The 13138-nt window shown below is 70.8% G+C and carries 13 protein-coding genes; 9 read left to right on the top strand and 4 right to left on the bottom strand.

Features of this window, described 5'->3' with window-relative positions; translation table 11 throughout:
- Positions 1-33: 33 nt before the first annotated feature.
- Complete coding sequence (locus J8J14_RS02795; protein WP_209377916.1) at positions 34-963, bottom strand: dihydrodipicolinate synthase family protein; 930 nt, start codon at positions 961-963, stop codon at positions 34-36.
- 223 nt (positions 964-1186) lie between these two features.
- Between J8J14_RS02795 and J8J14_RS02800 the strand changes: the two genes are divergently transcribed.
- Positions 1187-1729: a cupin domain-containing protein gene (locus J8J14_RS02800; RefSeq protein ID WP_209377917.1), complete on the top strand. Its 543-nt coding sequence runs from the start codon at positions 1187-1189 to the stop codon at positions 1727-1729.
- Positions 1730-1886: 157 nt separating this feature from the next.
- Positions 1887-2114, top strand: a complete 228-nt coding sequence (locus J8J14_RS02805) for a hypothetical protein (RefSeq protein WP_209377918.1) — start codon at positions 1887-1889, stop codon at positions 2112-2114.
- Between the two features lie 14 nt (positions 2115-2128).
- Here J8J14_RS02805 and cuyB read toward each other — a convergent pair whose 3' ends face one another.
- Both cuyB and J8J14_RS02815 read right to left on the bottom strand, forming a co-directional pair.
- Positions 2129-2827, bottom strand: a complete 699-nt coding sequence (gene cuyB, locus J8J14_RS02810) for a cysteate racemase (RefSeq protein ID WP_209377919.1) — start codon at positions 2825-2827, stop codon at positions 2129-2131.
- A gap of 50 nt (positions 2828-2877) precedes the next feature.
- Complete coding sequence (locus J8J14_RS02815; RefSeq protein ID WP_209377920.1) at positions 2878-3636, bottom strand: sulfite exporter TauE/SafE family protein; 759 nt, start codon at positions 3634-3636, stop codon at positions 2878-2880.
- Between the two features lie 144 nt (positions 3637-3780).
- Here J8J14_RS02815 and J8J14_RS02820 point away from each other — a divergent pair, with 144 nt between their 5' ends.
- From J8J14_RS02820 to J8J14_RS02850, 7 genes are all read left to right on the top strand, one after another.
- Positions 3781-4611 (top strand): sulfite exporter TauE/SafE family protein, encoded by an 831-nt coding sequence (locus tag J8J14_RS02820; protein ID WP_209377921.1) that lies wholly within the window; start codon positions 3781-3783, stop codon positions 4609-4611.
- Positions 4612-4699: 88 nt separating this feature from the next.
- Positions 4700-5941, top strand: a complete 1242-nt coding sequence (locus J8J14_RS02825; RefSeq protein WP_209377922.1) for an Hsp70 family protein — start codon at positions 4700-4702, stop codon at positions 5939-5941.
- 298 nt (positions 5942-6239) lie between these two features.
- A complete protein-coding gene (gene ykgO, locus J8J14_RS02830; RefSeq protein WP_043337704.1) occupies positions 6240-6365 on the top strand; it encodes a type B 50S ribosomal protein L36 in 126 nt (41 codons plus the stop codon).
- Positions 6366-6549: 184 nt separating this feature from the next.
- On the top strand, positions 6550-7989 hold the full coding sequence (locus tag J8J14_RS02835; RefSeq protein WP_209377923.1) for an FAD-linked oxidase C-terminal domain-containing protein: 1440 nt from the start codon (positions 6550-6552) through the stop codon (positions 7987-7989).
- Positions 7986-9176 (top strand): FAD-binding protein, encoded by a 1191-nt coding sequence (locus J8J14_RS02840; RefSeq protein ID WP_209377924.1) that lies wholly within the window; start codon positions 7986-7988, stop codon positions 9174-9176. The genes J8J14_RS02835 and J8J14_RS02840 overlap by 4 nt, the downstream gene beginning before the upstream one ends.
- Positions 9177-9281: 105 nt before the next feature.
- Positions 9282-9923 carry a hypothetical protein gene (locus tag J8J14_RS02845; protein WP_209377925.1) on the top strand — a complete coding sequence of 214 codons (642 nt, stop codon included), beginning with the start codon at positions 9282-9284 and terminating at the stop codon, positions 9921-9923.
- Between the two features lie 64 nt (positions 9924-9987).
- Positions 9988-11010, top strand: a complete 1023-nt coding sequence (locus J8J14_RS02850; protein WP_209377926.1) for an ABC transporter substrate-binding protein — start codon at positions 9988-9990, stop codon at positions 11008-11010.
- A gap of 1 nt (position 11011) precedes the next feature.
- On the opposite strand, the gene J8J14_RS02855 is transcribed toward J8J14_RS02850, so the two are convergent.
- Positions 11012-13105 (bottom strand): tetratricopeptide repeat protein, encoded by a 2094-nt coding sequence (locus J8J14_RS02855; protein WP_209377927.1) that lies wholly within the window; start codon positions 13103-13105, stop codon positions 11012-11014.
- Positions 13106-13138 lie beyond the last annotated feature (33 nt).

The following is a 13138-nucleotide window of genomic DNA, read 5'->3' on the forward strand; positions in this document are numbered from 1 at the left end:
GAGCGGCCTTCCGGCCGCTCCGGCAGTCTCAGGTCAGGCCGCCTGCTTCAGGCCGACATCCGGCAGCGCCGGGCGGTTGGCGAGGGCCGCGTTCATCATCGCCTCCACCTCCGCGCGCTCCTTCTCAGGCAGTGCCAGGCGCGGCGGGCGGGTCACGGCGGAGCCGCGGCCCATGATGGACTCGCAGAGCTTGATGCATTGCACGAGGTCCGGCCGGGCATCGAGGTGCAGCAGCGGCATGAACCACTCGTAGATCGGCATCAGCTCGGCCATGCGGCCCTGACGCGCGAGGCGGAACAGGGTTTCGCCTTCCACCGGGAAGGCGTTGGACATGCCGGAAACCCAGCCCTCGGCCCCCATCAGCACGCTCTCGACCACCACGTCGTCGAGGCCCGCGAAGAGCTTGAAGCGGTCGCCGACGAGATTGCGCAGGTCGATAAAGCGCCGCGTATCCCCCGAGGATTCCTTGAAGCAGACGATGGTTTCCACGTCTGTCAGGCTGGCCAGGATGTCGGGGGTGACGTCATTCTTGTAGATGGGCGGGTTGTTGTAGACCATCACCGGCAGGTCGGTGGCGCTGGCCACGCCGCGGAAATGGGCCGCCGTCTCATGCGGCTTCGCGGAATAGACGAGGGCGGGCATCACCATCGCGCCATCCAGCCCGATGCGCGCCGCTTCCCTGGCCGTATCGCAGGCGAAGGCGGTGGTGAACTCGGCAATGCCGGCAATGACGGGCACGCGGCCGCGCGCGGCGTCCTTGGCCGCCTCCATCACCTGCACCTTTTCCTTCAGGGACAGGGCGGTGTTCTCGCCGACCGTGCCGCAGATGATGAGGCCCGAGACACCATCGCGCACGAGGTTCTCGATGACCTTGTGGGTGGCCTGGATGTCCAGGCTGAAATCGTCGCGGAACTGGGTGGTGACGGCGGGGAACACGCCCTGCCAGCCAATGGTCTTCGCCATGGGAAACTCCTGCGCGGTGGCGGCACGGTAGATTGGATAAAATCTACAGGTCAAGCAGAGAGCGCACGATCACGTGTGTGGGAGCTTCCACACCCCATCCATTTGAAGGGGGCGGAGGGTCGGGGCGGAATTTAGAAAACGCCCTGTCCAGGCGCCCGACGCGATCCGCGGTTCAGGCGTCATCATTCCGGCCGATCCCCCTCGCGGCCGAGAGGAGATGCGCATGAGTGCTGCGATCGAAACCCTCATGTCGGTTGCCCGGACCGCCGAGCTCCCCCAGCCGGCGCGTGACTCCGTCCGGGTCCCCCTGGCCCCCACCGGGGCGGAGCCCGGACGGATGGTCCACCTGCTCGGCATGCTCGTTACCTTCAAGGCGACCACGGGCGAGACGGGCGGCGCCTTCTCCCTGGTCGAGCTGGCCCTGAACCGTGGCGCGGGCATGCCGCTGCACCGCCATGTGGACGCGGAGTCCTTCCTCGTTCTCGAGGGCGAGGTGGAGTTCACCATCGGCCACGAGACGCTGCGGCGGGGCGAGGGCGACTTCGTGCCCATCCCGGCCGACCTGCCCCATGCTTTCCGTCAGGTGGGTGGGCGGCTGAGCCGGATGCTGAGCATCACCATGCCAGGCCGCGCCCAGGAAGGCTTCTTCCTCGATGCCGGCGATCCCGTGGCCTACTGGGCCGTGCCGCCGGCCTCAGGCTCCAACTTCGCACGTATCGTCAGTGCCGGCATGCGGCACGGGATCGTGATGCTGCCGCCCATCTGAGGGGGCTCCACATCCAGGCCGACCGGGGCCGGGGGACGATGTCCTCCGGCCTTCTCTGCTTCCGGGGGCGGGGCTGTTCATGCCGCCATCGGATTCTCGCCCCGGCGCTTTGGCCACGTGCTATCGGGGGCAGGATGAGCGGTTTGGGGGACCTTTCATGCGCCATGTGACCATCGCCCCGGCGGTGCTGCTCGCGCTGGTCATGCTCGCGGGTTGCGCGGGGCGGGAGGGCTGGAGCGAGAGCGAGCCGGAGAGCGCAGGACCCGTGGCCCCGTCCGCCTATGCCGAAGCCATTGCCGAGGGCATGGCGCGGGCGCGGGTGGATCTCATGCGCCGCGCGGTGCGGCGCATGCTGATGCGGGGCGGCGAGGGACCGCCGGGCTGAGGCTCCTTCCGGCCCTAGGCCTTGGCCCAGCGGATGGAGGCGAGGGCAAGTGCCTCGATCGTGTCGATCACCGCGAAGGGCAGGGCGGGGCCCGCGGCGATGCCGAGCGGGATCTCGGTGCAGCCCAGCACCACGGCCCGCGCGCCGCGGGCGGCGAGGGCACGGGCGGCCTCGGCCAGCGGCGCGTGGGAATCGGCCACGCGGTTGGCCTTCACCAGGGCAATGCCCGGCGTGACCCAGCGCTCCATCTCGGCCTCGTCCGGGACCAGAACCTCCCACCCATCGGCGCGCAGCCCGTCCTGGTAAAGGCCCATGGCGAGGGTGGCGGCGGTGCCCATCACGCCCACCGGCCCGGGCCCGATCCCGGCGCGGCGCAGCGCCTCGGCCGCGGCTTCCACGATATGCAGGATGGGCAGGCGCGTGGCCGCGCGCATGCCCTCGATCCAGCCATGGGCGGTGTTGCAGGGGATGGCGATGGCACCGCATCCCGCCGCCTCCAGGCCATGGATTCCGCGCAACAGGGCGGGCAGCGGGTCGGGGCCGGTACCGAGGCGGGCGGCGGTGCGGTCCGGGACGCGGGGATCGGACCAGAGGATGGCGGGGATATGGTCCTGGTCCCGCCCGGCGGGGGTGAGGAGGGTGAGCTGGCGCATGAACTCGGCGCTGGCCAGCGGCCCCATGCCGCCGAGCACGCCCAGGATCCGCTCTTCCATCGCCCTGTTCCCCCTCATCTTCGCCTGGTCGGTATAGGGGCAGGCGCGCGCTAGCGCAGCCCGTCCCAGACCAGCTTGGTGCCGGTGATCGCGAGCAGCACATAGACCACGCCGTAGAAGGTGCGGTCGCTGATCCGCTTCTGCAGCGCGATGCCAAGATGGACGCCGATGGGCGCCACGGGCAGGAGGACGAGGCTGGTGAGGAGGTTCGTCCAGTCCAGCAGGCCAAGGCTCCAATAGGGAAGGAGCTTGGCGTAGTTCACCACCCCGAAGAAAACCGTGGTGGTGGCGGCCAGCACCTGCCGGTCGAGCTTCAGCGGATAGAGATACATGGCCAGGGGCGGCCCGCCGGCATGGGCGAGGGTGCTGGTGAAGCCCGAGGCCGCGCCGAAGAACCATGCCCGGGGGCGGCTGGGCGGGGCAGGCGGCGGCACCCGGCCACGCAGGCGCTGCCAGATCCCGCGGGCGAGGAAGCCCAGGGTAAGGATGCCCAGCATCAGGCTGATGCCGGCGGCGGAGAACAGGCCGAAGGCAAGCGTACCGAGCCCGATGCCCAGCAGCCCCGCGGGAAGGACCGCCCGCATCTCCCGCGTGCTCCACTTGCCCCACCAGGCCCGGAGGCCGGCCACATCCATGGCGCAGAGCACGGGCAGGGCGATGCCCACGGCCTGTGGGGCAGGAATGACGGCCGCCATCATGGGGACGGCGACATTGCCCGCCCCGGAGGCGAAGCCCCCCTTGCTGATGCCGTTGATCAGGAAGCCGATGATCGCCAGGCCATAGAACAGGGGATCGGTGATGACGGGCACGCCGGGATGATGCGCCGGGGGGCAGCCCTGCGCCAGCACCCCCCTGACAGGGGCGGCGTTCCGGCCTAGAGCCTTGTGCGCGGTCCGCCTTGCTGCGGAACCTATTCCCAGAATGCCCGCCAGACGGCCACCGAGGACAAGCCCATGGACCATATGCAGGACCCTGTCTGGATCGCGGCGCTCGCGGCAGTGATGGCGGTGACCGGGCTGGCTTCCGGCACCCTCGCAGGGCTGCTGGGGGTTGGCGGCGGCATCGTGATCGTGCCGGTCCTGTTCAACATCTTCCCGCTGCTGGACATCCCCGAGGCGGTGCAGATGAAACTGGCCGTGGGCACCTCGCTGGCCACGATCATCCCCACCTCCATCATGTCGGCCCGCAAGCACAATGCGAAAGGCGCGATGGACGTGCCGCTGCTGAAGGCGATGATTCCCTCGCTGCTCGTCGGCGTGGTGGTGGGCACGGTGATCGCGATCTGGGTTCGGGGCGATACGCTCACGGCGGTTTTCGCGGCGGTCGCGCTGCTGGTGGCGCTGAACATGGGCTTCACCGGGGTGGATGCCCGCTGGCGCGAGACCTTCCCCACCGGCTTCCTGCGCCAGGTTCTGGGCGTCTTCATCGGCGGCATCTCGGCCATGATGGGGATTGGCGGCGGCACGGTGGGCGTTCCGCTGATGAACATCTTCGGTACGCCGATCCGCTCCGCAGTGGCCACCTCCTCGGCCTTCGGGATCATCATCTCCATCCCCGCGGCGATCGGCTTCATCTATGCGGGCTGGGGCAATCCGCTGCTGCCGCCCGCCAGCATCGGCTATGTGAACCTGATCGGCTTCGCGTTGATCGTGCCCTCTTCCATGATCGCAACGCCCTGGGGCGTGCATCTGGCGCATACCATCTCGCCCCTGGCGCTGAAGCGGGCCTTTGCCGTCTTCCTCGGCATCACCTCCATTCGGATGATCTACTCGCTCGTGACCTGAGCCGGGCGGTTCCACTCCCTGGTCCGCGGGGGTTGCCATCCGCGGCCGGGCGGGGTTGAACCCGCGCCCCCGGCGGAGCGGCCCCTTCATGCGACCTGTCATCGGCATTGATTTCGGCACCACCAACAGCGTGGTGACCGCTCTGGGGCCCGATGGGCGCGCGGTGACGCTGCGGCACGACACGGGGGAGGTGTTCCGCTCCGTCCTCTGCTTCTGGTCGGATGCGCGGAGCGGCGCCCTGCGCCACGCGGCGGGCCCGGCAGGCATCGAGGCCTATCTGGAGGAACCGCTCGCCAGCCGCCTCGTGATGTCCATGAAGAGCTACCTGGCGCAGCGCAGCTTCACGGAGACGCGGATCTTCGGGCGGCGCTGGACGCTGGAAGGGCTGATCGCGCTCTTCCTGCGGGAGCTGCTGGCGCCCTTCGGGGCGGCGCTGGCCGGGGCGCGGGTGGTGGTGGGCCGCCCCGTGCGCTTCGTCGGGGACCGGGCGGAGGACGATCTGGGTGAGGCTCGGCTCCGGGCGGCCTTCGCCCAGGCCGGCCTGCCCGAGCTGGAGGTGGCGCTGGAGCCGGCGGCGGCGGGCCAGCGCTTCGCGGCCGGGATCGAGCGCCCCTCGACCGTGCTGGTCGGCGATTTCGGCGGCGGCACCAGCGACTTTTCCGTCCTGCGCTTCGACCCCGGCCCGCCGCTGCGGGTAACGCCGCTGGGCCATGCGGGGGTGGGGCTGGCGGGGGATGCCTTCGACACCCGGATCATTGACCACGTGGTTTCCCCGCGCCTGGGAAAGGGCGGAGAATACACGGTGATGGGCAAGAAGCTGCCCGTGCCCCCGGCCTGGTATGCAAGCTTCGCCCGCTGGCACCAGCTGCCCCTGATGCGCGGCCCGAAGACGCTGCGGGACATCGCCGAGGTGGCGCGCACGGCGGATGAGCCGGAGCAGCTGCACAGCCTGGTCCGGCTGATCGAGGATGAGGCGGGCTATGCGCTCTACCGCGCCGTGTCCTCGGTGAAGGCGGCGCTCTCGGGCTCGGAGGAGGCCGTGCTCTCCTTCCGGCATGAGGATTTCGCGATCGAGGCACCGATCCGCCGGGCCGATTTCGAGGCCTGGATCGCCCCGGACCTGGCGCGGATGGAAGCGGCGGTGGAGGCCGCCCTGGCTGATGCGGGACTCGGGCCGGAGGCAGTGGAGCGGGTCTTCCTCACGGGCGGTACCTCCCTGGTGCCGGCGGTGCGGCGGATCTTCGCCCGGCGCTTCGGGGAGGAGCGGATCTTCGGCGGGGGCGAGTTCGTCTCCGTGGCCGAGGGGCTTGCGCTGATGGGGCGCGGCTAACCCCGGCCCCTGGTCCCGCGCATGTAGTGCCGCTCCGGGCGGTAGGTGCCGCGGCTGCTGAACCGGATCAGGATTCGGCGCAGGCTTGCGATGGTCCGCACGATCATGGGGCAGGGCTCCGTTGGGCTCCGGGTGATCTTTCGGGCTGTCTGGTGAAGGGAACGTCACCCATCCGCCCCGGTTCGCCCTTCGGACGCGCCTTGTGGTTGACCCGGAGGCGTGTGGCCCATATACCGCGCCCTCTCCCCGGGGGACGGCTCACGTCGCCCCGCCCCTCGACGTGTGGCCAGGCTGACAAATGAAGATCCGTAACTCCCTCAAAACTGCAAAGACGCGCGACAAGAACTGCGTGGTGGTGCGCCGCCGCGGCCGTCTGTACGTGCTCAACAAGAAGAACCCGCGCCTGAAGGCCCGCCAGGGCTGAGGCCGGGCCGCCGCCCCTTTCCGGTGGAAGGGGGCGGGCTGGTCCGGGGCGGGGCTGGTTCCCGCCTGAGCGCCGGTCGTGAAGCCGCCGAGGGGTCCCCTCCGGCGGTTTTTCGCGTTTCCGGAGATGCTTGCCCTGCCGGGGCGCCGATCCCATCCTGGGCTGCCATGCTGGAGGAATGTCCATGATCGCCCTTCCCGCGCCGAAGCCCGAGGTGATGGGCCGGCGCGACGAGATCCTGGCAGGGCTGCGCGCCCTGGTGCCGGGGGACGGCGTGATCTCCGAGCCGCTGCGGCTGCGCCCCTATGAGACGGATGGCCTGTCCGCCTACCGCCAGCCGCCCCTGGCCGTGGTGCTGCCTTCCTCCACCGAGCAGGTGGCGGCGGTGCTGCGCTTCTGCCACGAGAACGGGGTGCGGGTGGTGCCGCGCGGGGCGGGAACCAGCCTTTCCGGCGGTGCGTTGCCCCTGGCCGATGCGGTGGTGATCGGGCTGATGCGGATGAACCGCATCCTGGATGTCTCCTTCACGGACCGGCTGGCGGTGGTGGAGGCGGGGGTGACGAATCTCGGCATCACCAAGGCCGTGGAGGGGGAGGGGTTCTTCTACGCACCCGATCCGTCCAGCCAGCTTGCCTGCATGATCGGCGGCAATGTGATGATGAATTCCGGCGGCGCGCATTGCCTGAAATACGGGGTGACGGCGAACAACCTGCTGGGCGTGAAGTTCGTCACCATCACCGGCGATGTCATCGAGATCGGCGGCGGGCACCTGGATGCGGCGGGCTATGACTGGCTCGGCATCATCACGGGCAGCGAGGGGCAGCTGGGCATCGTGACCGAGGTGACGGTGCGGATCCTGCGCGCCGCCGAGGGGCAGCGCGCGATGCTGGCGGCCTTCTCCTCGACCGAGGTGGCCGGCGCGGCGGTGGACGCCATCATGGCCTCCGGCGTGATCCCGGTGGCGCTGGAATTCATGGACCGCCCCTGCATCCATGCCTGCGAGGCCTTCGCCAAGGCCGGCTACCCGCTGGATGCGGAGGCCATGCTCATCATCGAGGTGGAAGGCAGCCTGGAGGAGCAGGACGCGCTGCTGGCGCGGCTGCGCGACATCTGCGCGCGCTTCGACCCGATCTCCATGCGCGTGGCGACCAGCGCGGAGGAATCGCTGGCCATCTGGAAGGGGCGCAAAGGCGCTTTCGGCGCGGTGGGGCGGATCAGCCCGGACTATCTCTGCATGGACGGCACCATCCCCACGGGCGAGCTGCCGCATGTGCTGCGGCGGATCGGCGAGATGAGCGAATCCTACGGGCTGGCGGTCGCCAACGTGTTCCATGCCGGCGACGGCAATCTGCACCCGCTGATCATGTTCGACGCGAATGATTCCGAGAGCTTCCGCAAGGCCGAAGCCTTCGGCGCCGATATCCTGAAGCTGTGCGTGGAAGTTGGCGGCTGCCTGACCGGCGAGCATGGCGTGGGGGTGGAAAAGCGCGACCTGATGCCGGTGCAGTTCACCGGGCCCGAGCTGGCGCAGCAGCGGCGCGTCAAGTCAGCCTTCGATCCGGGCTGGCTGCTGAACCCGGCCAAGGTCTTCCCGCTCTCCGACAATCCCCTGCTCTCCGCATGAGCGCCGTGCCCGACCTGGCGCCGCGCACCGAGGAGGAGGTGGCCACCGCCCTGCGTAATGCGGCGGGGCCGCTGGCGATCGAGGGAAGCGGCACCACCATGGGCATGCTGCGGCCGGTCCAGGCCTCGCGCACCCTGTCCACGCGGAAGCTCACGGGCATCACCCTGCTGCGGCCGCAGGAGATGGTGATCTCCGCCCGCGCCGGGACCACCCTGCCGGAGATCGAGGCGGCGCTCGCCGGGCACAACCAGATTCTGGTGCCGGAACCGCCGGACCTCCGCGTGCTGATGGGCGTACCCGATGCGCCGCCGCCCAGCATCGGCGGGCTGGTCGCGGCGAATCTCTCCGGCCCGCGCCGGATCACGGGGTTCGCGCTGCGGGACGCGGTGCTGGGCATCCGCTTCGTGAACGGCGCGGGCGAGGTGCTGCGCTCCGGCGGGCGGGTGCACAAGAACGTCACGGGGCTGGATCTCTGCAAGCTGCTGGCGGGCAGCCATGGCACGCTTGGCGTGATCACCGAGGTGACGCTGAAGCTGGGCCCCGCGGCCGAGCGCGTGGCAACGCTGGTGGTGCGGGTGGCCGATGAGGCGGAGGGCGTGGCCCTTCTCTCTGCCGGGCTGACCAGCCCCTACGGGGTGACGGGGGCGGCGATGCTGCCGCGCGGCGTCTCGGCCGGGGGTGTCGCGGGGCCGGTGGCTCTCCTGCGGCTGGAGGATGTGGAAGCCTCCGTCACCTACCGGATGGCGCGGCTTCGGGCCGCCATGCCCGGTGGCGAGGTTCTGGAGGGCGAGGCCTCCCGCGCGCTGTGGCGGGCCGTGCGGGACGTGCTGCCCCTGGCGCCCGCGCCGGACGAGGCGGTGTGGCGGGTTTCGGTCCGCCCCTCCCGCGCGCCGGGCATGGTGGCCGCGCTGCGCGACGGAATCGGTGCGCGGGTGCTGCTGGACTGGGGCGGTGGCGTGGCCTGGGTGGCCGGGCCGGCAACGGCGGAAGCCCATGCGGCCGTGATGGCGGCGGCGGGGGTGGCCGGCGGCATCTTCATTCTGTTCCGCGCCCCCGATCCGCTGCGGGCTGCCATGGCGGTGATCCCGCCGGAGCCGCCGGCCCTTGCCGGACTCTCGGCAAGGGTGAAGGCCGCGCTGGACCCGGCTGGGCGGCTCAACCCGGGCCGGATGCGGGCCGGAGGCTGAAACAGGCCGTGTGCCGTCTTGCGTAACCCTCACGCAATGCTGTGTGTTCCAGGCTGAACCAAGGGGCCTACATCCCGGGCCGACGGTTACACGGGGAAGAGAAAAATGCCTTTGGCGATGCTGCGGCGGGGCGTGCTGGCGACGAGCCTCCTTCTGGCCGGGATCGCGCCTTCGATGGCGCAGAACAGCGACCCGAGCTTCAACGTCGTCAACCGTTCCGGCACGACCATCCAGGAGCTCTATGTGTCCTCGGCGGAGGTGAACACCTGGGGCGAGGACCTGCTCGGCCGGAACGTGCTGTCGAACGGGCGCTCCTTCCCTGTCCGCCTTCCTTCGGGCCAGTGCGTGAACGACCTCCGCGTGGTCTATGAGGGCGGGCGGGCCGAGGAGCGGCGGGCGGTGGATACCTGCCCGCTGAACGAGGTGGTGTTCGGCAACCAGCAGGGTGGCGCGACCGCCGGCGGCAAGCGCGGGCCGACCACCTCCGGGCGGACGGGCAATCCCTCCTTCAACCTGGTGAACCGCACGGGCAAGACCATCCAGGTGCTGCGCGCCTCGCCGACCTCGGATGGCAGCTGGGGCGAGGACCGGCTGGGGAACGACGTGGTGCCGCCCGGCGGGACCTTCGCCATCCGCCTGCCGGCCGGCGAGTGCACCTATGACATCCGGGTCGAGTATGAGGACCGGGCAGCCGAGGAGCGGCGGGGCGTGGATCTCTGCAGCGTGGCGAACGTCACCTTCCCCTGAGGGGAGCGCCTGTCTATTGGTCCCTGCACCGGGCGGCCGGCCGCCCACAGGCAGGGAACTGAGCATGCAGATCATCGGACGCCGCACGGCGCTCGGCCTTGGCGCGGGCCTCCTCGCGGCGCCGCGCCTCTCCCTGGCGCAGGCGCCGCAGCGGGTGAAGTTCACCCTGGACTGGGTGCCCCATGGCGCCTACGCCTTCGCCGTGGCGGCGGAGCGGAACGGGATCTTCCGCAAGTACAACCTGGAGATGCCGGTCAACCGCGGCTACGGCTCTGGCCGCGTGCCGGTGGATGTGGCGGCCGGGACCTATGAGCTGGGCTTCGGCGACCTGACGCCGCAGCTGCGCTTCATGGCCGAGAACCCGGATCGCGGCCTGGTCTGCGTGGCCGTCCTCTATGACCGCTCCCCCCTCTCGGCCACGGTGCGGGCCGATGGCCCGATCCGCGATCCGAAGCAGCTGGCGGGCAAGACCCTGGCGGCGCCGGAATTCGACAGCGGCCGGCAGATGTTCCCGGTCTATGCCCAGGCGATCGGGATCGACCCGGCTTCGGTGAACTGGATGAGCGTCTCGCCGGAGCTGCGCGAGCCGATGCTCGTGCAGCGCCGGGCCGATGGCATCACCGGCTTCGTCACCTCCACGGCGCTCTCGCTGAAGGCGCTGGGCATGGACCTGCCGCAGCAGCGCGTCTTCTACTACCGCGATGCCGGGATGGATTTCTACGGATCGGGGCTGGTGACCACCCGCGCCGTGCTGCGCGAGAAGCCGGAGGCGATCCGCGCCGCGGTGGCCGCGCTGATCGAGGGGATGGTCTTCGCCTACCGGAACCCGGCCGAGGCCATCAACCTGCTGAAGGCGCGCGAGGCGCTGACGGATGTGCCGATCGAGACCGAGCGGCAGAAGCTGGTCTTCGAGCAGATGCTCGTCTCGGAGAATGTGCGGCAGCACGGGCTGTCGCATGTGGAGCCGGGGCGGCTGAAGCGGCAGATCGACGCGGTGGTGGACACCTTCAAGATCGCGAACCGCCCGACGCCGGAGCAGGCCTACACGGACGAGTTCCTGCCCCCGCCCGCCGCGCGGATGCTGTAGCTCAGGGCCATGGCAGAGGCGGGAGGCGGGCGATCACCGCCTCCCAGCCCTCATCCCGCGCGCGGCGGTGGAGGCGCATGGATGGGTACCAGGGCGTGTCCGCGCGCCCGAGCATCCAGCGCCAATCCGGCAGGGGCGGGATGAGGAGGTGGGTGGGCCGGCCGAGGCTGCCCGCCAGATGCGCCACGCTGGTGTCCACGCAGACCACCGCATCCATGGCCATCAGGGCGGCGGCAGTTTCGGTGAAATCGGTGAGCATCGGGCGCAGGTCCATCAGGCCCGGTGTCCCGGCCAGGAAGGCTTCGTCAGCCTCCCGCAACTCCGTCTGGATCAGGAAACCCTGGACCCCGGGCCTGAGCAGCGGCGCGAAGAGCGCCAGCGGGATGGAGCGGTGCCGGTCCCCGCGATGCTGGGGGTTCCCGGAGCAGACGATGCCCAGGCGCCTCCCCGGCGCCGGCAGCACATGCTGCCACGCCTCGGCCCGTGCGGAAGGGAAGGGGATCGGCGGTGGGATGGTCTCCAGCACCGTGCCCAGGGCCAGCGGCAGGCTCATGAGCGGGCACTGGGCGTCATGTGGCGGTGCCGGCTCGCCGAAGGGGATCACCGCTTCCACCCCTGGCAGGCTCCGGAGCAGCGGGACGAGCGGGCGCTGCACCTCCAGCAACATGCGCGCCCCCCGGGCGGCAAGCATCGGAATGTAGCGCACCATCTGGATGGTGTCGCCGAGGCCCTGTTCGGCATGGAGCAGCAGCCTGCCGGCGGGCACGGGGCCGCCAAGCCAGAGCGGGCTTTCGGCATGCCGCCGCTCGGGATGGGCGCGGCGGCGCCACCGGGCCTCGTATCCCGCGAAGCCTTCCGGCAGGCGCCCAAGCGCGAGATGGCTGAGGGCGGCGTTCCACTCGGCATCGGCGAAGCCGGGATCGAGGGCCAGGGCCTCGGCGAAGGCAGAGACGGCCTCCTCATGCCGTCCCAGGCCGCGCAGCGCGTTGCCGCGGTTGTAGGGGATGCTGCAAGCACCCGGATGCAGCGCCTCGGCCTGCCGGAAGCAGTCCAGCGCCTCCTCGAAGCGGCCCAGCTCCACCAGCGCATTGCCCCGCCCGTTCCAGGCCTCGCCAGAGGCAGGATCGCCGCGCAGGGCGGCTCGATCGGCGGCCTCTGCCTCGCTGTGGCGGCCGAGCAGGGCAAGGGTGGCGGCGCGGTTGCGATGGGCGGTCGCGCTGTCGGACAGGGCCAACGCCGTATCGGCGCTGGCGAGGGCCTCCTCGTACCGCCCGAGGTCGCAGAGCGCGGCGGTGCGGCTGGCATGGGCATCGGCTAGGGAAGGGGCCAGGGCGATGGCCCGGTCGAAGCAGGCCAGCGCCTCCTCCGGCCGGGCAAGGGCGCGGAGGATGATGCCCTGCGTGTTCAGGAAGCCCGGATGGTCCGGACTGAGCATGAGGGCGATGGCAATGCTCGCCAGCGCCTCCGGCTCCCGGTGCAGGTCGGCCAGCGCGGTGGCGCGGTTGGCATGGGCGGCGGCATAGGTGGGCCGGCGGGCGATCGCGGCGTCATAGGCCGCCAGCGCCTCCACAGGGCGCGAAAGGCCCCGCAGCGCGTTGCCGCGGTTGTTGTGCAGCTCCGGCATGTCGGCGCCCAGGGCGCGGGCGGAGTCATGGGCGTTCAGGGCTTCCGCATGGCGCCCCAGCGCGTAGAGCGCGTTGCCCCACCCGACCCGGGCCTCCAGCAGCCCGGGCTCGAGCAGGATGGCCCGCTCAAAGGCTGCCAGCCCTTCCTCGGCCTGGCCGAGCTCCACCAGGGCGTTGCCGAGATTGCTGTGGACGAAGCCATGGCTGGCATCCTCGGCCAGGGCACGGCGGAGAAAGGGGAGGGCACCGGCCGGATCCCCGGCCGTGGCCCGGAGCAGGCCGAGCAGGTGCAGGGCCTGGAAATGGCGGGGATCGGCCGCGAGCGCGGCGCGGTAGAGGGGCTCGGCCTCCTCCAGCAGGCCCTGGCGGTGCAGGGCGAGTGCCTGGGCGGCGAGCGAGTCCGGCGTCGCGCCGGGCGGAAGGGGGCGCGCGCCGGATGGCGCGATCCCCGACTGGGTCTGGACTTGCAAGCGGGTCCCTCCGGCCATCCTGGCGGAAGGGCA

This window comes from Pararoseomonas baculiformis (assembly GCF_017813395.1).
Classification (GTDB): Bacteria; Pseudomonadota; Alphaproteobacteria; order Acetobacterales; family Acetobacteraceae; genus Roseomonas; species Roseomonas baculiformis.